The 20,499-nt window shown below is 72.8% G+C and carries 20 protein-coding genes and 1 tRNA gene; 15 read left to right on the top strand and 6 right to left on the bottom strand.

Annotation, left to right across the window (positions count from 1 at the left end):
• Positions 1–237: 237 nt before the first annotated feature.
• Positions 238–1,431 (bottom strand): sensor histidine kinase, encoded by a 1,194-nt coding sequence (locus tag OG509_RS22365; RefSeq protein WP_406184248.1) that lies wholly within the window; start codon positions 1,429–1,431, stop codon positions 238–240.
• 147 nt (positions 1,432–1,578) lie between these two features.
• Between OG509_RS22365 and OG509_RS22370 the strand changes: the two genes are divergently transcribed.
• From OG509_RS22370 to OG509_RS22430, 13 genes are all read left to right on the top strand, one after another.
• On the top strand, positions 1,579–1,986 hold the full coding sequence (locus OG509_RS22370; RefSeq protein ID WP_030163040.1) for an NADH-quinone oxidoreductase subunit A: 408 nt from the start codon (positions 1,579–1,581) through the stop codon (positions 1,984–1,986).
• On the top strand, positions 1,977–2,579 hold the full coding sequence (locus OG509_RS22375; protein ID WP_385584241.1) for an NADH-quinone oxidoreductase subunit B: 603 nt from the start codon (positions 1,977–1,979) through the stop codon (positions 2,577–2,579). Before OG509_RS22370 ends, OG509_RS22375 begins: the two co-directional genes overlap by 10 nt.
• Entirely contained in the window at positions 2,576–3,769 is a 1,194-nt protein-coding gene (locus tag OG509_RS22380) for an NADH-quinone oxidoreductase subunit C (protein ID WP_406184251.1), read from the top strand. Before OG509_RS22375 ends, OG509_RS22380 begins: the two co-directional genes overlap by 4 nt.
• Positions 3,766–4,725 carry an NADH-quinone oxidoreductase subunit H gene (locus OG509_RS22385; RefSeq protein ID WP_385584235.1) on the top strand — a complete coding sequence of 320 codons (960 nt, stop codon included), beginning with the start codon at positions 3,766–3,768 and terminating at the stop codon, positions 4,723–4,725. Before OG509_RS22380 ends, OG509_RS22385 begins: the two co-directional genes overlap by 4 nt.
• Positions 4,722–5,348: a NuoI/complex I 23 kDa subunit family protein gene (locus OG509_RS22390; protein ID WP_406187649.1), complete on the top strand. Its 627-nt coding sequence runs from the start codon at positions 4,722–4,724 to the stop codon at positions 5,346–5,348. Before OG509_RS22385 ends, OG509_RS22390 begins: the two co-directional genes overlap by 4 nt.
• A gap of 5 nt (positions 5,349–5,353) precedes the next feature.
• Positions 5,354–5,953 (top strand): NADH-quinone oxidoreductase subunit J, encoded by a 600-nt coding sequence (locus tag OG509_RS22395; protein ID WP_406187650.1) that lies wholly within the window; start codon positions 5,354–5,356, stop codon positions 5,951–5,953.
• On the top strand, positions 5,953–6,318 hold the full coding sequence (gene nuoK / locus OG509_RS22400) for an NADH-quinone oxidoreductase subunit NuoK (RefSeq protein WP_385584232.1): 366 nt from the start codon (positions 5,953–5,955) through the stop codon (positions 6,316–6,318). The genes OG509_RS22395 and nuoK overlap by 1 nt, the downstream gene beginning before the upstream one ends.
• On the top strand, positions 6,315–8,315 hold the full coding sequence (locus OG509_RS22405; protein ID WP_406184252.1) for an NADH-quinone oxidoreductase subunit L: 2,001 nt from the start codon (positions 6,315–6,317) through the stop codon (positions 8,313–8,315). Before nuoK ends, OG509_RS22405 begins: the two co-directional genes overlap by 4 nt.
• A gap of 38 nt (positions 8,316–8,353) precedes the next feature.
• The gene (locus tag OG509_RS22410) at positions 8,354–9,943 is read left to right on the top strand and encodes a NuoM family protein (RefSeq protein WP_406184253.1); all 1,590 of its coding nucleotides are present in this window, start codon (positions 8,354–8,356) and stop codon (positions 9,941–9,943) included.
• Positions 9,940–11,496, top strand: a complete 1,557-nt coding sequence (locus OG509_RS22415) for an NADH-quinone oxidoreductase subunit N (protein ID WP_406184254.1) — start codon at positions 9,940–9,942, stop codon at positions 11,494–11,496. Before OG509_RS22410 ends, OG509_RS22415 begins: the two co-directional genes overlap by 4 nt.
• 239 nt (positions 11,497–11,735) lie before the next feature.
• Positions 11,736–12,599, top strand: coding sequence for a zinc metalloprotease HtpX (gene htpX / locus OG509_RS22420; protein WP_387288294.1), 864 nt, complete (start codon positions 11,736–11,738; stop codon positions 12,597–12,599).
• Positions 12,596–12,988 (top strand): YccF domain-containing protein, encoded by a 393-nt coding sequence (locus tag OG509_RS22425; RefSeq protein WP_406184255.1) that lies wholly within the window; start codon positions 12,596–12,598, stop codon positions 12,986–12,988. The genes htpX and OG509_RS22425 overlap by 4 nt, the downstream gene beginning before the upstream one ends.
• Positions 12,989–13,073: 85 nt before the next feature.
• The gene (locus OG509_RS22430) at positions 13,074–14,054 is read left to right on the top strand and encodes a glycosyltransferase family 2 protein (RefSeq protein WP_406184256.1); all 981 of its coding nucleotides are present in this window, start codon (positions 13,074–13,076) and stop codon (positions 14,052–14,054) included.
• Positions 14,055–14,168: 114 nt separating this feature from the next.
• Here OG509_RS22430 and OG509_RS22435 read toward each other — a convergent pair whose 3' ends face one another.
• The 3 genes from OG509_RS22435 to OG509_RS22445 form a co-directional block, all read right to left on the bottom strand.
• Entirely contained in the window at positions 14,169–15,416 is a 1,248-nt protein-coding gene (locus tag OG509_RS22435; protein WP_406184257.1) for an APC family permease, read from the bottom strand.
• A gap of 18 nt (positions 15,417–15,434) precedes the next feature.
• Entirely contained in the window at positions 15,435–16,862 is a 1,428-nt protein-coding gene (locus OG509_RS22440) for a SulP family inorganic anion transporter (RefSeq protein ID WP_406184258.1), read from the bottom strand.
• A 220-nt stretch (positions 16,863–17,082) separates the two neighbouring features.
• Positions 17,083–17,571 (bottom strand): YajQ family cyclic di-GMP-binding protein, encoded by a 489-nt coding sequence (locus OG509_RS22445; RefSeq protein ID WP_030163016.1) that lies wholly within the window; start codon positions 17,569–17,571, stop codon positions 17,083–17,085.
• Between the two features lie 198 nt (positions 17,572–17,769).
• Here OG509_RS22445 and OG509_RS22450 point away from each other — a divergent pair.
• Both OG509_RS22450 and OG509_RS22455 read left to right on the top strand, forming a co-directional pair.
• Positions 17,770–17,851: transfer RNA gene (locus OG509_RS22450), tRNA-Tyr, on the top strand.
• Positions 17,852–17,960: 109 nt separating this feature from the next.
• Complete coding sequence (locus tag OG509_RS22455) at positions 17,961–18,398, top strand: DUF3574 domain-containing protein (protein ID WP_406184259.1); 438 nt, start codon at positions 17,961–17,963, stop codon at positions 18,396–18,398.
• A 39-nt stretch (positions 18,399–18,437) separates the two neighbouring features.
• On the opposite strand, the gene OG509_RS22460 is transcribed toward OG509_RS22455, so the two are convergent.
• Positions 18,438–19,094 (bottom strand): SDR family oxidoreductase, encoded by a 657-nt coding sequence (locus OG509_RS22460; protein WP_406184260.1) that lies wholly within the window; start codon positions 19,092–19,094, stop codon positions 18,438–18,440.
• Positions 19,095–19,161: 67 nt separating this feature from the next.
• A complete protein-coding gene (locus OG509_RS22465) occupies positions 19,162–20,472 on the bottom strand; it encodes an amidohydrolase family protein (RefSeq protein ID WP_406184261.1) in 1,311 nt (436 codons plus the stop codon).
• Between the last annotated feature and the right edge of the window lie 27 nt (positions 20,473–20,499).

Consider the following 20,499-nt stretch of genomic DNA (forward strand, 5'->3'; position numbering starts at 1 on the left):
AAGCACATCCCCACCCTCCCGCCCGGGAGCCCCCCGAACCATCGGGCGGGTAGGCGTCCCCATGGTGGGGATAACCCCACCACCGCCCGGTCCACCCGCACTGGACCCGCCGCCGTCCCGGCCGACCCCAGCCCCACCGGCGGGACCCGCAGAACATCACCAGGACCCCCAAAACACCACCGGGACCCCCGCCCCACCCGGACGGGAGTCCCGCTCAAAAGGTCGCGGTCGGCGAAATCAGCCGCGCACGCGCCACGGCAGCTCCGCCGTCACCACCGTCCCCTGCCCCTCGGGGGAGTCGACGGCGAACACCCCGTCCACCGCCCGCAGCCGCTCCGCCAGCCCCGCCAGCCCCGACCCGCCCCCCACGCCGGCCCCGCCCCGCCCGTCATCCGAAACCCGTATCAGCAGCCGCCCCGAAGCGGTCCCGGAGGTCCGCCACACCTCCACGCTCGCCCCCCGCGCCCCCGCGTGCTTGCTCACGTTCTGCAGCAGTTCCGACACCGTGAAGTACGCGATCCCCTCGATCGCGGCCGCGGGCCGCTCCTCCAGATCCACCGCCACCTTCACCGGCACCACGCACCGGGAAGCGACCGCCGACAGCGCCGCGTCCAGCCCCCGGTCCGTCAGTACCGCCGGGTGGATCCCGCGCGCCAGGTCCCGCAGCTCCTGAAGCGCCAGTTTCACTTCCCCGTGCGCTTCGTCGACCATCGCCGCCGCCGCGTCCGGATCCTCCAGCAGCTTCTCCTTCGCCAGGCCCAGCCCCATCGCGAGCGCCACCAGGCGCGCCTGCGCCCCGTCGTGCAGGTCCCGCTCGATGCGCCGCATGTCGGCCGCCGCGGTGTCCACGACCACCCCGCGGTCCGACTCCAGCTCCGCGATGCGCCGCTCCAGCTCGTCCGAGGGCGACAGCAGCCCTCGTACCATCAGCCGGTCCACGTTCGACAGCCAGCGCACCAGGTACGGCAGCACCGGCCACAGCACCAGCAGCCCCACCAGCGCCACCGTGAACGTCAGCACCCCCCACGGCAGCCGCACCAGCTCGTACAGCACGGTCCGCCACGCCACCGGGTCCTTCAGGCCCGCCCACAGCCACGGGAAGAACCCGCCGGCCCGCCGCGGCCCCGGCAGCGGAGTCGGCTCCTCCACCCGTACGCCCAGCAGCACGCGCGCCCGCGCCCGCTCCACCCGCCCCAGCTGGCGGGACCCGAGCAGACCGAGCGCGAGCAGCGGAAGACCGATCGCGGTCACGGACAGGCCGCCCGCGGTCGCCACCATGGTCACCGTGTAGACGAAACCGACGAGCGCGAGCGGAAGATTGCCCAGCAGATGGACGGTCTCTTTCCACGCCACGGCCCCCAGGGCGGGCCGTACGGGCGGAGGCCGGTCGTTGTCGGGGCCCGGGTGGGAGACTTGAATGCGCGCGGTCATGCGGCACAGCCTGCCAATTTCGGCCCGCGGGTGCCATGGGGGAGCCGGGCCCCCGTAAACGGGGGATAACCCCACCCTGTGCGGACCAGGCCCTAGACTCCCGTCCGTACCAGATCATCGACAGTGGCCAAGGAGCGAGGAACGGACGTGCCCGACCCAACGGTATCGACCGTAACCGTGCTCGCAGCGGACTATTTCCGGAGTTATTCGGTCGTCGGCCTGCTGGCCGTCCTCGGTGTGCTCTTCGTGGCCGTCGCGTTCGGCGCGGGCCGCCTGCTGAGACCGGTCGTCCCGACCCCTGAGAAGCTGCTGACGTACGAATGCGGCGTGGACCCCGTCGGCGAGGGCTGGGCGCACACCCAGGTCCGCTACTACGTCTACGCGTTCCTCTACGTCATCTTCGCCGTCGACTCGATCTTCCTCTTCCCGTGGGCGACGGTGTTCGCCGCCGCCGGCTACGGCGCCACCACGCTCGTGGAGATGTTCATCTTCCTGGGCTTCCTGGCCGTCGGCCTGCTCTACGCGTACAAGAAGGGCGTCCTCGAATGGACGTGACACCGGCCGGGACCTCGGCCGAGCCCCAGCTGCTCCCGGAGCCCAAGCGCCTGGGAGTCCTCTCCCGCCTCGCGCCCGAGCCCATGAAGGTGGTCCTGAACTGGGGCCGCCGCTACAGCCTGTGGGTCTTCAACTTCGGCCTCGCCTGCTGCGCGATCGAGTTCATCGCCGCGTCGATGGCCCGGCACGACTTCATCCGGCTCGGCGTCATCCCGTTCGCCCCCGGCCCGCGCCAGGCGGACCTGATGATCGTCTCGGGCACGGTGACGGACAAGATGGCGCCGGCCGTGAAGCGGCTGTACGAGCAGATGCCGGAGCCGAAGTACGTCATCTCCTTCGGCGCCTGCTCCAACTGCGGCGGGCCGTACTGGGACTCGTACTCGGTGACGAAGGGCGTCGACCAGATCATCCCGGTCGACGTCTACGTCCCCGGCTGCCCGCCGCGGCCGGAAGCGCTGCTCCAGGGCATCCTCAAGCTCCAGGAGAAGATCGCCAGGGAGTCGCTGGCGGACCGCTACGCGACGGACCCCTCGACCGCCCAGCTCACGAGCGGCCTGGTCAAGCCCCCGCCGGCCCCGGGAGCGGGCGCATGAACCTCTACGACTCCCTCCCCGACGCGGCCGCCACGATCTTCGGCGCGGAGGCCACCGCCTCGTACGCGTACGAAGTCCTGACGGTGGACGTCCCGGTCGGAAGCTGGATCCCGGCGCTGGAGATCGCCCGGGACAAGCTGGGCTGCACGTACTTCGACTGGCTGAGCGCGGTGGACGAGCCGGGCACGGGCTTCCGGGTCTGCGCGCACGTCGTGTCCCTCGAAAACCACCGCGTACGCCGCCTGCTCCTGCGTACGACGGTCCCGCACACGGCCCCCTCCCTCCCCTCCGCGGTCGCGGTCTACGCGGGCGCGGAATGGCACGAGCGCGAGACGTACGAGATGTTCGGAGTGGTCTTCACGGACCACCCGCACCTGGTCCCGCTCCTCCTCCCGGAAAACTTCGAAGGCCATCCGCTGCGGAAGGACTTCGTGCTGGCCGCGCGCGTCGCGAAGGCCTGGCCGGGTGCCAAGGAGCCGGGCGAGGCGCACGACCCCGACGCCCCGAAGCGCCGCCAGATGCTCCCGCCGGGCGTCCCGGACCCCAACGACTGGGGTCCCATGAAGGGCCAGCTCCCCCCGGCCCCCACCCGCCCCACCCGCGCCGCCCGCACCCCGCGCGCGGCGGCCGCGGGCGCGCCGGGAGCCGAGGCTGCCGAAGCCCCCGCCCGCCCGCCGCGCCGTACCCGCTCGGTGGCGGACGGCTCGACGAGCCAGGCCGTCCCCCCGGCGCAGCCGGAAGCCGAGGCGGCTCCGCAGACCGCCGCTCCGCAGGCCGACGCCCCGCAGGCCGACGCCCCGCCGCGCCCGCCCCGCCGTACCCGTTCGGCTTCGGACGGCTCGGCCAGCCAGGCCGTCCCCCCGGCGGAGCCTGAAGCCGAGGCCGGGCAGGCCGATGCGCCCCCGCCTCCGGAGGGCCCGGCAGTGCGCGGCCGCACCGTGGCGCCGGGCCGGCGCCCCGCCCCCCGCAGCGCGGACGCGCCCTGGCACAACCCCCAGCCCGCGTTCACGGAACCGGAGCCCACGCCCGAAGCCACGCCCGCGGCCGACCCGGGCCCGAAGGGCGAGCCGAAGACCACGCCCAAGGCCGGCCCGCGGCCCGACGCCGAGCCGGAGCCCGCACCCGGCGCGGAGTCCGCGCCCGACGGCACCCCCGAATCCGAATCCGACACCAACGGAGGCGACGCGTGAACGACGTCCTCGACGTCGCGCTGCGACTCATCGTCGTCTTCGCCGTGTTCCTCGTGCTCCCGCTCGTCGTCGGGCAGACCGAGCACAAGGTCATGGCCCACATGCAGGGCCGCCTCGGCCCCATGTACGCAGGCGGTTTCCACGGCTGGGCCCAGCTCGTCGCCGACGGCGTGAAGTTCGCGCAGAAGGAAGACATCGTCCCGGCCAATGCCGACCGCCGCATCTTCCAGCTCGCCCCCGCCGTCGCCCTGCTCCCGTACCTCCTCGTCCTCGTCGCCATCCCCATCGGGCCCGGCGAAGGCGCCGTTGGCCAGGTCATCGACGCCGGGCTGTTCTTCGTACTCGCCGTGATGGGCGTCGGAGTCCTCGGCAGCCTCATGGCCGGCTGGGCCTCCGCCAATAAGTTCTCCCTGCTCGGGGGCCTGCGCACCGCCGCGCAGCTCCTCGCGTACGAGCTCCCCATGCTGCTCGCCGCCGCATCCGTCGCGATGGCCGCCGGGACCGTGTCCCTCCCCGGCATCGTCGGCGCCTTCCAGTGGTGGTGGCTCCCCTGGCAGATCACCGGCGCGCTCGTCTTCTTCACCGCCGGCCTCGCCGAACTCCAGCGGCCACCCTTCGACATGCCCGTCGCCGACTCCGAGATCATCTTCGGCGCGTACACCGAGTACACCGGCCTGCGCTTCGCGCTGTTCCTGCTCGCCGAGTACGCCGGCATCGTCGTCCTCTGCGCCCTCACCACCGTCCTCTTCCTCGGCGGCTGGCACGGCCCGATCGCCGACGGCTGGGTCTGGACCCTGCTCAAGACCGCGGTCCTCGCCTTCGTCGTGATCTGGCTCCGCGTCAGCTACCCGCGCCTTCGCGAGGACCAGCTCCAGAAGCTCGCCTGGACCACACTCATCCCGCTCGCGCTCGCCCAGATCGCGCTCACCGGCATCGTGAAGGTGGCGATCAGCTGATGCCCATCCCCGGATCCGGCCTGGCCAAGGGCCTCGCCGTCACCCTGCGCACGATGACGAAGCGCGCGCACACCGCCCAGTACCCCGAAGTGCAGCCCGAGCTCCCGCCCCGCACCCGCGGGGTCATCGGCCTGTTCGAGGAGAACTGCACGGTCTGCATGCTGTGCGCCCGCGAGTGCCCCGACTGGTGCATCTACATCGACTCCCACAAGGAGACGGTCCCGGCCGCCGCCCCCGGCGGCCGCGAGCGCAGCCGCAACGTCCTCGACCGCTTCGCCATCGACTTCTCCCTCTGCATGTACTGCGGCATCTGCATCGAGGTGTGCCCCTTCGACGCCCTCTTCTGGTCGCCGGAGTTCGAGTACGCGGAGACGGACATCCTCGAACTCACCCACGAGCGCGACAAGCTGCGCGAGTGGATGTGGACCGTCCCGGCCCCGCCCGCCCTGGACCCGGCCGCGGAGGAGCCCAAGGAGATCGCCGCCGCCCGCAAGGCGGTGGAGAAGGCCGAAGCAGCGGCCGCCGCGGCAGCAGCCGAAGCCGCAGCAGCAGCCGCCGCCGAGACCACCGAGCCCACGACGCCCGGGACCGACACCCCCACCACCCCGGAGGGAGACGCGTGACCGACCTGACCCCCGCGGCCACCACCCTGGCCGCCGCGGCGACGGGCCACGGGTTCCTCTCCCCGACCGGCGTCGAGATCGCCTTCCTCCTCGTCGGCCTCGCCACCCTCGGCGCGGCCGCCGTCACCGTCACCACCAAGCAGCTCGTGCACGCCGCCCTGTGGCTGGTCGTCGCGCTCGGCGGCATCGCCGTCGAGTACCTGCTGCTGACCGCCGAGTTCATCGCCTGGGTCCAGGTCCTGATCTACCTCGGATCCGTGGTCGTCCTCCTCCTCTTCGGGCTGATGCTCACCAAGGCCCCCATCGGCCGCTCCCCGGATGCCGACTCGAACAACCGCTGGGTGGCCCTCGGCGTCGCCCTCGTCGCGGCCGCATCCCTGGTCTGGGTCGTCGTCGACGCCTTCCGCACCACCTGGATCGACCTCGACGGCCCCGCCCAGGGCTCGACCAAGGTCTCCGGCGAGATCCTCTTCCAGCACTGGGTGCTGCCCTTCGAAGCGCTCTCCGTCCTCCTCCTCGCGGCCCTGATCGGCGCCATCGTGCTCTCCCGCAGGGACACCGCCGCCGGTGGGTCCGACGACAACACGAAGGGGCAGCAGCGCTGATGCACCTCGCCTACCCCGCCGTGCTCGCGGTGCTCCTCTTCTGCACGGGCCTGTACGGAGTGCTCGCCCGCCGCAACGCCATCCTGGTCCTGATGTCCGTCGAGCTGATGCTCAACGCCGTCAACCTGAACCTGGTGGCCTTCGACGTCTGGCTGCGCGACGCCCTGCACGCAGGCCAGGCCCTCACCCTCTTCACGATCGCCATCGCCGCCGCGGAGATCGGCATCGGCCTCGCGATCGTGCTGATGGTGTACCGCAACCGCGGCACCTCGGACGTCGACCGGCTGCGCGACACCGCCGAGGGCCACGAGCCCGCCCCGAACGACCAGCCCGCCCCGAACAACCAGAGCGAGGTCACCGCGTGAGCACCACGACCCTCGCGGTCCTCGTCCCGCTCCTGCCCTTCCTGGGCGCGGTGGCGGGACTGCTGCTCGGCCGCCGCGCCCCCGGGTTCGTCCGGCCCCTCGCCGTGCTGCCGGTGCTGGCCGCCGCCGTGCTGGCCGTACTCGTCGCCGTCCGCCAGGGCGGCGGCAAGCCGATCACCGCCTCGACCGAGCTGACCCCGACCGGCTCCGTCCCGATCGACCTCTCGCTCTACCTGAACGGCTTCGCCGTCCTGGTCGCCGTGCTGGTCGGCCTCGTCGCCACCTGCGTACAGCTCTACTCGACGGCATACCTCCGCGAGGACCCGCGCTACCCCTCGTACGCCGCTCTGGTCTCCCTGTTCACCTCCGCCATGCTGCTCGTCGTCTACACCGGCGACCTGATGGTGCTGTTGGTCGGCTGGGAGGTCATGGGCATCTGCTCCTACTTCCTCGTCGGCCACTACTGGGAGACCGAGGCGGCCCGCTCCGCCTCCCTGAAGGCCTTCCTCGTCACCAAGCTGGGCGACGTCCCCTTCCTGATCGGCCTGTTCGCGCTCGCCACCGATGCCGACTCCTTCGAGATCCCCAAGGTCCTGGGCGCCGTCGCCGCAGGAGGACTCGACCACCCGACGCTGATCGCCCTGCTGCTGCTCGCCGGAGTCGCGGGCAAGTCCGCGCAGTTCCCGCTGCACACCTGGCTCCCGGACGCCATGGCGGGCCCCACCCCGGTCTCCGCGCTGATCCACGCCGCGACGATGGTCGCCGCCGGTGTCTACTTCGTCGCCCGCCTCCTCCCGGTCTTCGCGGCCTCCGCGGCCGCCCTGGTGGTCATGGCCGTCATGGCGGCCGTCACGATGCTCGGCTCCGGCCTCGCCGCCCTGGCCCAGGACGACATCAAGCGCGTACTCGCCTACTCCACGATCGGCCAGCTCGGCTACATGATCGGGGCCCTGGCCGTCGCCGACCGCGGCGCCGCCGTTTTCCACCTGCTGTCCCACGGTGTCTTCAAGGCGCTCCTGTTCCTCGGTGCGGGCGTGATCATCCACGCCGCCGGGACGAACTCCCTGGCCGCCATGTCCCGCATGGACGGCCTGGCCAAGCGCATCCCCGACGCCTTCTGGACCATGACGATCGCGCTGCTCGCGCTCGCCGCGATCCCGCCCTTCGCCGGCTTCTTCTCCAAGGAAGCCGTCCTCGTCGCCGCCGAGCACGCCGCCGGCGGTCACTCGGAGGCCGCTCCCAGCGCCGCGGGCTGGGTCGTCCTCGTCGCCGGCGTGCTGACCGCCCTGCTCACCGCCGCCTACGCCACCCGCCTGTGGCTGATGGCCTTCCGCGGCCGGGGCGCCGCCGCCCCCGACCACGGCAAGGAGCCCGTCGCCATGACCGGCGTGCTGTGGGTGCTCGCGATCCCGACCATCGGATTCGGCCTGTGCGCCGGGCCGATCGCCGACTGGTTCGACGGCAACGAGCTCAGCCCGACGCTGACCACCTCCGTCCTCGGCACCGGAGCCGCCGCCGTCGGCGCGGTCCTGACGTACGCCCTGTGGCAGCGGGCCACCGCGAAGGCCGCCGCGGTCGGCTACGGAGCCGGCGGATCCGCGTCCGCCGCCGCCGCGGAGTCCGCCGCCGAGACCCCCGAGGTCGCCGAGGTCACCCACGACCACCCCGCCGTCCCGGCCGGCGCGGCCCCCGACCCCGGCCGGGCCCTCCTGGGCCCCCTGCACCGCCACGCGGCCGACGGCTTCCACCTCGACGCCGTCTACGACCGGCTGTTCGTCCGCCCCGTCCGCGCCGCCGCGAGCCTCGTCCGCTTCCTCGACCGCGAGGTCGTGGACACGTACGTCAGCGGCGCGGGCGCCGGCCCCCGGCTGCTCGGCAGCCTCGTACGCCGGGCCCAGACCGGCAACGTACAGAGCTACCTGAGCGCCCTGCTCGCCGGCGCCGTGGTCCTGGCGATCGCCACCGCCGTCCTCGCCAACGTCAACGCCGGATCGTGAGCCGTGAGTCAGCCGTGATTGATATCAGCCCGTCCGTGATGCAGTTCCTTCTGGCGTTCGTCGTGGCCGCACCCCTCCTCGGAGCCGTCGCGGCCCTCCTGCCCGCCCCGCCCGGACTCAAGGGCAAGAGCCCCGAACAGGCCGTGCTGCGCCACGGCGTGACCGTGACCGGTGTGATCCTCGCCGCGGCCATCGCCCTCGCCCTGGGCTTCGACCACGACGCCCCGGCCCGCTTCCAGGCGACCACGGACATCAGCTGGATCCAGGCGCTGAACGTCCGGATCCACCTCGGCATCGACGGCATCTCGCTCCCCCTCCTCCTGATGACCGCGCTGCTGTTCTTCCTCTGCGCGCTCTACAGCTACTTCAAGCTCCCCGAAGGCCCCTCCCCGAAGGCCTTCGTCGCCCTGCTCCTCGTCCTCGAGTCCGGCACCCTCGCGACCTTCGCCGTCCTCGACCTGCTGCTGTTCTTCCTCGCCTTCGAGATGGTCCTCATCCCGATGTACTTCCTCATCGCCCGCTGGGGCGGTGCTCAGAGGCAGGCCGCCGCCTGGAAGTTCATCCTCTACACCCTCCTCGGCTCCGTGGTCATGCTGCTCGGACTGCTGCTCATCGGACTGAACAGCGGCACCTTCGACATGGTGGCACTCGCCTCTGACAACGGACGCGAACTGACCCACACCACCCAGCTCCTGGCCGTCCTCGCCATCGGCCTCGGCCTCGCCGTGAAGACCCCGATGTGGCCGCTGCACAGCTGGCTGCCCGACGCCCACACGGCCGCGCCCACCGTCGGATCCGTCCTGCTCGCCGGCGTCCTGCTCAAGATGGGCACCTACGGGTTCGTCCGCATCCTGCTCCCCATCACCCCCGACGGCATGGCGACCTTCGCCCCCTACCTGGGCGCCTTCGCCGCCGTCGGCATCGTCTACGGATCCCTCGCCTGCCTCTCGCTCGCCCGCAAGGGCAACAAGGGCGACCTCAAGCGCCTCATCGCGTACTCCTCCGTCGGCCACATGGGCTTCGTCCTCCTCGGCATCGCCTCCATGACCCCCACCGGCGTCAACGGCGCACTGTTCGCGAACATCGCCCACGGCCTGATCACCGGCCTCCTCTTCTTCCTGGTCGGGGCCCTCAAGGACCGCTACGGCACCGCCGACCTCGACACCCTCGCCGGAGCCACCGGGGCCGCCCTCTACGGCCGCGCCCCCCGCCTCGGCGCCTTCCTCGCCTTCGCCGCCGTCGCCTCCCTCGGCCTGCCCGGCCTCGCCGGCTTCTGGGGCGAGATGCTGGCCCTGTTCGGCGCGTTCGACCCTGCGCAGGGCCTGCCCCGGCCCGCCTTCCTCACGTACATGGCCTTCGGCGCGTTCGGCACCCTGCTCACCGCCGCCTACCTGCTGATCGTCGTCCGGCGCGTCTGCATGGGCGACCCCAAGGCCCGGCCCGGGCACGGGGCCGGGGCCCCGGCCGGCTCCGTACCCGCGCTCGAACTCGCCGACATCCAGCACTACGAGTTCGCCGCCTGGACCCCGCTCGTGGCCCTCACCGTCCTCGCCGGCCTGTGGCCCGCCGTCCTCCTCGGCCTCACCGACCCGGCCGTCCAGAAGCTCCTCGCAGGAGGCAACGCATGACGGCCCTGACGGCCTCCGTTCTGTCCGCCCCGTCGGCGGCCCCGGCCACCGGGTCCGCGAGCCTCGTCCAGAGCGTCGACTGGCTCGCGATCACCCCCGTGGTCCTCCCCGCCGCCGTCGCCCTGGTCGTCCTGGTCGCCGACCTCTTCCTGCCGGAGCGGCGCAAGCCGCTGCTCGGCTGGCTCTCCGTCGCCGGCCTCGCCGCCGCGACCGCCACCCTGCTGCCGCTGCGCGCCGGCGACCGGGCCACCTTCTGCCTCACCACCGACCCCGGCGCGTGCAGCTACACCGCCGACCACTTCACGCTCGTCATCCAGTTCCTGGTACTGGCCGGCGCCCTGGTCACCGCCCTGCTGTCGGTCACCGCCGTCCGTGACGCGCGCATGCCGGCCGGCGAGTACTGGTTCCTGCTGCTGTCCTCCACGGCCGGCGCCGCCCTGCTGCCCGCCTCCCGCGACCTCGCCACCCTGATCGTCGCCCTCGAAGTCGCCTCGCTGCCCGCCTTCGCCCTCGTCGGCATGCGCCGCGGCGACCGCCTCTCCTCCGAGGCCGCCCTCAAGTTCTTCCTGTCCTCCGTCACCGCCACCGCCGTGTCGCTGCTGGGCGTCAGTTTCGTCTACGCCGCCACCGGCTCCCTGCACCTCACGCAGATCGCCGACCGGCTCGAAGACGTCCCCGGACAGCTCGACACCCTCGCCATGGCCGGGGTCGCGCTCACCCTCGTCGGCTTCGCCTTCAAGACCGCAGCCGTCCCCTTCCACTTCTGGGTCCCGGACACCTACGTCGGCGCGCCGCTGCCCATCGCGGGCTACCTCTCCGTGATCGGCAAGGCCGTCGGCTTCACCGGCCTCATCCTCGTCACGGTGATCGCCTTCCCCGCGTACTCCGACATCTGGGGCCCGGCCCTCGCCGTCCTCGCCGCGCTCACCATGACCGTGGGCAACACCGCCGCGCTGCGCCAGTCCGCCGACCGCCCGAACAGCGCCGTACGGCTGCTCGCCTGGTCCTCGGTCGGCCAGGCCGGCTACCTGCTGGTCCCGATCGCCGCCGCCGCGTACTCCGGGCGCGACCAGATCGGCTCCACCGTCGCCTACGCCCTCATGTACGCCGCCGTGAACCTCGGCGCGTTCGCCGTGGCCGCCCTCGTCGGCCGTACGAAGCCGCTCCACCGGATCAGCGACTACCGCGGGCTGTACGCCGAGCGTCCGCTGGCCGCCCTCTCGCTGGCCTTCTTCCTGCTCTGCCTGGCCGGCCTGCCGCCGGGCATCATCGGGCTCTTCGCCAAGGTCACCGTCTTCCGGTCCGCGGTCGACGCGGGCCTGGGCTGGCTGGCCGCGGTCATGGCGGTCAACGTCGTCATCGCCCTCTTCTACTACCTGCGCTGGACGGCGCTGCTCTTCCGCGCCCCGCAGACCTCCGCCGAAGGCGCCCGTACGAAGGCCCCGTGGCCGGTCACCGTCGCGATCGCGGTCACCGCGGTCACCGCCGTGGTGCTGTCGGCCGCCCCGGAGCTGGTCCTGCGCTTCGCGTCGGGCAGCCTGTTCCCGCTGTAGGCGCGCAGCCCGTACGCAGGCCCGTACGCCGGCGAACCCGTACGCAGTGACCCGTACGGCCCAACGCCCGCGCACCCCCGCCGTACCCCCGCCGCCCCGGTCACCCGGACGGCGGACCCGCCGTGCCCTGGGAACCAGACGCCCTCACCTCGCGTTGAGCGGGGAGGGAGGGTCCACTGGACCGTAGACCCTCAGATCCAGGACGGGGCTCCCCTGCCGCACCATTTGGAGGGCGTACCGTGCACCGCCGGCACAACGGGCTGAAGACCGCCGTACTCCTCGGCGGGCTGTCCGCACTCATCATCGTCATCGGAAGCTTCTTCGGGCGGGGCGGCCTGATCATCGCCGTCCTCGTCGCCCTGGGGACGAACGCGTACGCGTACTGGAACAGCGACAAGCTGGCTCTACGCGCGATGCGCGCCCGTCCCGTCAGCGAGTTCGAGGCCCCGCAGCTCTACCGCATGGTGCGCGAGCTCTCCACCTCCGCGCGCCAGCCCATGCCCCGGCTCTACATCTCGCCGACCGAGGCGCCCAACGCGTTCGCCACCGGCCGCAACCCGCGCAACGCCGCGGTCTGCTGCACCGAGGGCATCCTGCGCATCCTCGACGAGCGCGAGCTGCGCGGGGTGATCGGCCACGAGCTGAGCCACGTCTACAACCGCGACATCCTGATCTCCTCCGTCGCCGGAGCCCTCGCCTCCGTCATCATGTTCCTGGTGAATTTCGCCTGGCTGATCCCGGTGGGCCGGTCCAACGACGACGAGGGGCCCGGCATCATCGGCATGCTGCTGGTCATGATCCTGGGTCCGCTGGCCGCCAGCGTGATCCAGCTGGCCATCAGCCGCTCGCGCGAGTACGAGGCGGATGCGTCCGGGGCCCAGCTCACCGGCGACCCGCTCGCCCTGGCCAGCGCCCTGCGCAAGCTGGACGCCGGCGTCAAGCAGCTCCCGCTGCCCCCCGAGCCCAGACTGGAGACCGCGAGCCACATGATGATCGCCAACCCTTTCCGCCCGGGCCAGGGCCTTTCTAAGATGTTCTCGACGCACCCTCCGATGGCCGAGCGCATCGCCCGGCTCGAACAGATGGCAGGACGTGGCCAGTGAAGACCATCCTCAACATCATCTGGCTCGTGCTCAGCGGCGTCTGGCTGTTCCTGGGCTACTGCCTCGCGGGCGTGATCCTCTGCATCACGATCATCGGCATCCCGTTCGGCATCGCGTCCTTCCGCATCGCCCGGTACGCCCTCTGGCCCTTCGGCTACACCACGGTCGAGCGCCATGACGCGGGCGCCGGGTCCTGCGTCGGCAACGTGCTGTGGCTGGTCCTGGCGGGCTGGTGGCTGGCCCTCGGGCACATCGTCACCGGCATCGCCCTGTGTGTGACGATCATCGGCATCCCGTTCGGCATCGCCAACTTCAAGATGGTCCCGCTGTCCCTGTTCCCGCTGGGCCGTGAGATCGTCCCGACCGACGCGCCGTTCGCGTCCCGGTAGGCGGCGGGGCGGCGGAACCCGGGCAGAACCCACGGGCGAACCCACGGGCAGACTCACGGACAGAACTCACGGGCAGGAAGAACCAGTGTCGGCTGCGAGCACGGCCAGGACCCTCTCGGTCATCGTGCCGATGTACAACGAGGAAGAGGCCCTCCCCGCCCTGGTGAGCCGCCTGCGCCCGGTGCTCGACGACACCGGCGTCCCGTACGAGGTCCTCGCGGTCGACGACGGAAGCACCGACCGGACCGCCGAACTCCTGGAGAAGTTCCGTACGGACTGGCCCGAGCTCCGCATCGTCCGGCTGCGCGGCAACTCCGGCCACCAGGCCGCCCTGCGCGCCGGGCTGCACAGCTCGGTCGGGGCGTACGTGGCCAGCATCGACGCCGACCTCCAGGATCCGCCGGAGAAAATTCCGGAGATGCTGGACCTGGCCCGGTCCGAGAGCCTCGACATCGTCTACGGCGTCCGCTCCGACCGCAGCACCGACACCGGCTTCAAGCGCCGCACCGCCGGCGCCTACTACTGGCTGATGCGCCGCATGGTCGGCAAGCAGGTGCCCGCGCAGGCCGGGGACTTCCGGCTGCTCAGCCGCGAGGCGGTGGAGGCCCTCAAGTCCCTGCCCGACCAGCACCAGGTGTACCGGCTTCTGGTGCCGTGGCTCGGTTTCCCGAGCGGGCAGGTGACGTACCGCCGGGGCGAGCGGGTGGCGGGCGAGACCAAGTACCCGCTGAGCAAGATGATCCGCCTCGCCGTGGACGGCATCACCAACTTCTCGGCCGCGCCGCTGCGGCTGGCGACCTGGCTCGGCGTCATCAGCTTCGTCACCTGCTTCGTGATGATCGCCTGGACGCTGGTGGTCTTCCTGCTCGGCAAGACCGTGCCCGGCTGGAGCTCGCTGTTCGTCGCCATGCTGTTCCTCGGCGGCGTGCAGCTGATCTGCGTGGGGCTGCTCGGCGAGTACATCGGCCGGATCTACACCGCCGTGCAGCGCCGGCCCACGTACTTCATCGGGTACGACTCGGCGCGGGACGACGCCGGCAAGGGCCCCGGGCAGAGCGGGAACTGACGAGGGCTCGGAGGGCATTGCTGCAGGTCGGGGCGATTGTCAGTGGCGTGGGTCACGATGGATGCATGGACGAGACCGAGCAGTTGCCGAAGCGGGCGATACCCGGGCGGGCGCTCACGCCCCGCGCGTGAGCCCCGCACGCACCCCGTAGGCCACCGCGCCCAGCGCCAGCACGGCCGCCCCCGCGAGTGCCGACGCGGCCGGCAGCGCGCAGGCCAGTACGACACAGCCGGACAGCCCGACCGCTGCCACGGCCCGGCCCTTGACACCTGAATCGAGAGTCCACGCCGAAGCGTTCGCGATCGCGTAGTAGGCCAGCACCCCGAAGGACGAGAAACCGATCGCGCCCCGCAGGTCGGTGGTCGCCGCGAGCACCGCGACCACCGCACCCACGGCGAGCTCCGCATGGTGCGGCACCTGATGCCGGGGATGTACGGCGGCCAGCGCGCGGGGGAGATGGCCGTCCCGGGCCATCGCCAGGGTGGTCCGCGACACCCCGAGCACCAGGGCCAGCAGCGAGCCCAGCGCGGCCAGGGCCGCCCCGACCCGGACCACGGGGGTCAGTCCGGGCACACCGGCCGCCCGTACCGCGTCGGCCAGCGGGGCCGGCGAAGCCGCCAGGGCCCCGGCGCCCAGCACCGACAGCGCCGCCACCGCCACCGCGGCGTAGACGAACAGGGCGATCCCCAGGGCGAGGGGCACCGCCCGCGGGATCGTGCGCTCCGGATCACGCACCTCCTCGCCCAGGGTGGTGATCCGGGCGTACCCCGCGAAAGCGAAGAACAGCAGCCCGGCCGCCTGGAGCAGACCGCCGACACCGCCCCCGCCCAGGCCGCCGAGCCGTCCCGCGTCCGCCGCGCCGGACGTCAGGCACACCACCACGACCCCGGCCAGCACGGCCAGCACCACCGCCACGATCACCCGGGCGATCCGGGCGGACTTCTGCACGCCGCCGTAGCTCGCGGCGGTCAGCGCCACCACCGCCGCGACGGCCACGGCATGCTGCTGCCCGGGCCACACGTACGCCCCCACGGTGAGCGCCATCGCCGCGCACGAGGCGGTCTTGCCGATGACGAAGCCCCAGCCGGCCAGGTATCCCCAGAACGGGCCGAGCCGCTCCCGCCCGTACACGTAGGTCCCGCCGGAGGCCGGGTAGCGGGCGGCCAGCCGCGCCGAGGAGTGCGCGTTGCAGTAGGCGATCAGGGCCGCCACCGCCAGGGCCGCGAGCAGCGCGCCGCCCGCGGGCCCCGCCGCGCCCGCCGCCGGGGCGAGCGCGGCGAAGATACCCGCCCCGACCATGGCCCCCAGCCCGACGACGACGGCGTCGAAGACCCCCAGCGTGCGTTTCAACTCGTTGTCCACGGGCGGAGGGTAGCCGCCCTAGATGACGCCTTCGCGGCCGGTCAGTGGAGTCCGGGTCTGCTCCCAGCCGTTGAGGGCCGTCAGACAGGCGTGGTCGAGGTGGCGCAGCCCGCTCAGATCGAGGCGTACGGGCTGTCCGGCAGGCAGCGCGTCCAGCTCGTCGAGCAGCTTCGGCAGCCGCAGGAAGCTGGCGCTGCCCAGCACCTGGACGTGGAGCTCCCCGCCCTCCCACACCTCCTCGATGTGCACGTGCGAGGTTTCCCAGGCCGCCTTGACCACGGCGAGCCCCAGGCCGATCAGCACCCCTTCGAAGAGGTTGGTGGCCACGACCGAGGCGGCCGTCGCCACCAGCACCACCGCCTCGCCCCGGTGCGTACGCCACAGGCCGGCGACGGCCCTGGCCGGCAGCAGTTTCCATCCGGCGTGCAGCAGCACCCCGGCCAGCGCGGCGAGCGGCACGATCTGGAGCAGCTGGGGGAGGGCGACGGCGAACAGCAGCAGCCAGCCGCCGTGCATGACCCGGGAGGCCCGGGTGCGGGCCCCGGCCTCCACGTTGGCCGCGCTGCGCACGATCACCGCGGTCATCGGCAGCGCCCCGAGCAGTCCGCAGACGGTGTTGCCGACGCCCTGTGCCACGAGCTCCCGGTCGTAGTGGGTCCGCGGCCCGTCGTGCATCCGGTCGACGGCGGCCGCGCTGAACAGGGTCTCGGCGGAGGCGATCAGCGTCAGGGCGATCACGGTGCCGAGAGCCCCGGCGGAGGCCAGCAGCCCGAAGTCCGCCCAGCCGGGCGGGGCGACGGCCCCCAGGACGCCGGTCACCGTCACCTTCTCGACGGGCAGCCGCAGCATCACCGACACGGCGGTGGCGGCCGCCACCCCGACCAGCGCGCCCGGTACGAGCCGCAGCCGGGCCGGCATCCGGCGCCAGGCCACGAGGACGGCGATGGTCCCGGCCCCGAGGGCCACGGCGGCCCAGTCGGCCTCGGCGGCGAGCGCCGGCACCGCGGCGAGCTTCTCCAGGGTCGCGCCGGGAGCCGGTACGCCGCCCAGGGCGTACAGCTGCCCCGCGATCAGTACGAGTCCGATCCCGGCGAGCATCCCGTGCACGACGGCGACGGAGATCGCCCGGAACCACCGCCCGAGCCGCAGCGCCCCCATGCACAGCTGCAGCACCCCGGCGGCCAGCACCAGGACCCCCAGGGCACGGGCCCCGTGCGTCTGCACCGCCTCGTAGACGAGCACGGTGAGCCCGGCCGCCGGCCCGCTCACCTGGAGCGAGCTCCCCGGGAACCAGCCGGTGATCAGCCCGCCCACCACCCCGGTCACGATCCCCAGCTCCGCGGGCACTCCGGAGGCGACCGCCACGCCCACGCAGAGTGGCAGCGCGACGAGCGCGACCACGACGGACGCCCCGAAGTCTTCGCGAAACGTGCCGGCCTCAGGCATCCGTGTCCCTCCCCTGTCCCGCGGTGATGAATACCGCCAGGTTGGCGGGCGCGCGCACGGTTGCCCAAGTGCCCATTGGGGGCCACTGAGGCGCACGCGCCGTGCACGCCGGGCACATGATCCGCACGCCCCCGAGGCAGCCGCGGCCTCCGGGAACAGCCGCGGCCCGGCGGTCCGAAAAGGACCGCCGGGCCGCCGGAGGGCAGGTGGGAGACCGCGATCAGCGGTAGTTCACGAACTGGATCGCGAAGTCGAGGTCCTTGCCCTTGAGGAGGGCCTGGATGGCCTGCAGGTCGTCACGGCTCTTGGAGCTGACGCGCAGCTCCTCGCCCTGGACCTGGGCCTTGACGCCCTTGGGGCCCTCGTCCCGGATGATCTTCGCGACCTTCTTGGCGTTCTCCTGGGAGATGCCTTCCTCGATCGAGGCGAAGATCTTGTACTCCTTGCCGGACAGCTGCGGCTCGCCGGCGTCGAGCGCCTTCAGCGAGATCCCGCGCTTGACCAGCTTGGTCTCGAACACGTCGAGGACGGCCTTGACGCGCTCCTCGGAGTTCGCCTCCATCAGGATCTTCTCGCCGGACCAGGCGATGGTGGCGCCGGTGCCCTTGAAGTCGTAGCGCTGCGAGAGTTCCTTGGCGGCCTGGTTGAGGGCGTTGTCGACCTCCTGCCGCTCGACCTTCGAGACGATGTCGAAACTGGAGTCGGCCATGTGCTGTGGCTCCTTGAAGTCGGCTGTCATTGCCCCGGAGGGCGCGGCCGGACATGCCCGGCCCGCTCGGCAAAGCCTAGCCACCGCGCCCGCCCGCAGTGCTGATCAATCCGGTGGCGAAGCACCCCCGAGCATCGGGTATCGTTTACGTCGTTGCCAGGGAGCGCCGCCGCAAGGCGGAAAAATGGCAGCGATCATGGCGGTGTGCCCGAGTGGCCAAAGGGAGCAGACTGTAAATCTGCCGGCTCAGCCTACCCAGGTTCGAACCCTGGCGCCGCCACGCGATGTGAGACCCCCGTTACTGCGGAAGCGCAGTGGCGGGGGTCTTCTCGTACGGCCCAACGATCCGTTCGACCGCATCGTCCGGGTCTCCTGTTCGTTCTCCGGACGTGAACTTCATTTCTGACACGCGCGGGAGGGTGGGCGGCGGCGTGCTCCTCGCCCTCCTCGGAGCCGGGATCCCGGCCCTGGTCGGGGCGGCACTGCACAGCCACGTGGGCGAGCCCTACCAGGAGACCACCCTCTATTTCGGCACCGAGCGCCCCGGCGGCCGGGCCCCCGTCGCGGAGCAGGAGTTCATGGGCTTCCTGGACCGGGAGATCACCCCGGCCTTCCCCGAGGGGCTCACCATCCTGGACGGGCGCGGCCAGTGGCAGCGGGCCGGAAAGGTCATCCGCGAGACCTCGTACGAGGTGGTGCTGCTCTACCCGGAGAAGGAGGCCGAGGAGCGCAGCGCGCGCATCGAGCGGATCCGGCAGGCCTACGAGGACCAGTACCAGCAGGACTCCGTCGGGCGCTCCGACGACAAGGTGACCGCCGAGTTCTGATGGCCGGTCACGCGGTGGGCGAAGGTCCTCCCCGGTGTCTCAGTTGCCCGCGACGGCCTTGACCGCCACCGAGATCGGGGTCGATCCCTCGACCAGCTCCAGCGTCAGGCCGGCCGTCGCCGGGGTTTCGACCAGCTCCGCCAGCACGGCCGCGACGTCGTCGCGCGGCACCGCCCCGCGGCCCGTCCACGCCTCCAGCCGCACCTGGCCGCTCCCGGGATCGTCGGTCAGCGCGCCGGGCCGCAGGACCGTCCACTCCAGGCCCAGCCGCGTCCGTACGTAGTCGTCGGCATCGCCCTTCGCCCGCAGGTAGACGTCGAAGACGTCGTCGCCCCCGTGGTGCGCGTCCGCGCCCATCGAAGAGACCATCAGGAAGCGCCGTACCCGCGCCCGTTCGGCCGCGTCCGCGAACAGCACGGCCGCGCCGCGGTCCACGCTGTCCTTGCGCGCCGCGCCGCTGCCGGGGCCCGCGCCGGCCGCGAACACCGCGACGTCCGCGCCCAGCAGAATGCCCGCCACATGCTCGACCGAAGCCGACTCCAGGTCGCAGAGCACCGGTTCGGCGCCCGCCTGCCGCAGGTCCTCGCCCTGCGCCGGGTCGCGGATGATGCCCGCGACCTCGTACCCGCGCGCGGCGAGCAGCTGCTCCAGCCGCAGCGCGATCCGACCGTGTCCACCCGCGATGACGATGCGCATGCCCCGACCGTACGACGAGCCGGGCGCCCGCGCCCGCGAAAGTGTCCGCCGCCGGGCCGGCGAAGGTTCAGGGACCGGGCTCCGTACGGCCCTGCCGGGGCAGGTCCGGGGCCACCGCGACCGCCGAGTCGCAGTACTCCCGTACGGCACTCGTCCGGGCTACCACCCGGCCGCGGTGGATCACGATGCGGCTGTACGCCAGCGACAGCACGCCCGCGATCCGGTCCCCCCGTACGGCCAGCAGCTCCGCCGGGAACCCGGCCTCCACCCGGACCTCCGGCAGGCCCATGGCCTCCCGGGCGGCGCCGCTGACCGAGGCGTAGGCCTCCGGCGCCCGCAGCCCGCCCTGGGAGGCCAGCAGGAACGCCGCCTCCAGCGGGTCGCCGCGGCCGACCGGGTTCCCTGCGTCCCGCAGCGCCCCGCTGCCGGCCGCGACCCGGACCCCGGCGGCGCGCAGCAGCCGCACGGGCGCGGTGCGCAGGCCGCGCCGCTCCAGGGCCGCGCAGTCGCCCTGGGGCAGGCAGGTCACCCGTACGCCGGCCGCGGCCAGCTGATCGGCGGCTCGGTGCGCCACGTCCAGCGGGAGCCGCGACAGACCGCCGCAGGGGCCGATCGTCACCCCCGGGCGCAGCCCGCCGGCCATCGCGGCGAGCCGGGCCAGGCGGCCGGGATCGTCACCGTCCGTATGCAGGTCGACGGGGCAGCCGTGCTCGGCGGCGAGTTCCAGGACGGCTTCGAGGAAGCCCGTCGGGTCGGGGTCCAGGTCCGGGCAGCCGCCGATGACGGAGGCGCCCATCTTGACGGCGTCCCGCAGCATGGCGAGCCCGTCGGCGCCGGCCGCGCCGGTGAGGAGGCGGGGCACGGCGACGGTGGTCAGGTCGGTGAGCCCGCGCAGCGAGCGGCGGGCCTGGAGCACGGCCTCCATGGGGCCGAGACCGTGCACGTCGCCGATCCGGACGTGGGAGCGCACGGCCGTGGCGCCGTGCCCGAGCTGGAGCAGGGCGGCCTCGGTGGCCCGGCGCTGCACCTCGTCGGGGGTGTACGAGACGGGGCCCTCGCCGTCGGCGGTCAGGGCGGTGTCCCCGTGGGCGTGTGGCTCGGCGGGGGCGGGGAGCAGCAGGTAGCCGCTGAGGTCGACCCGGGCGAGCGAGGGGGAGGGCAGGCTGCCCGCGGTGCCGACGGCCTGGATCCGGCCGCCGCCGAGCCGGACGTCGACCGTACGGCCGTCCGTGAGGCGGGCCCCGGCGAGCAGGAGCGTGGTGGACTCGGCGGCGGCCGCGTTCGCGTGGCCGGGCGGGCGCTGGGGCCCGTGGCCGCCGCTCTCGCCGCGGCCGTTGCGCGGGGAAGGGGGCGGCTGCTGCGGCTGGCTGTCGGACATCGCGCTCCTGCGGTGGCTCGGGCGGTT

It is taken from the genome of Streptomyces sp. NBC_01006 (assembly GCF_045162725.1).
In the GTDB taxonomy this organism is placed as follows: Bacteria; Actinomycetota; Actinomycetes; order Streptomycetales; family Streptomycetaceae; genus Streptomyces.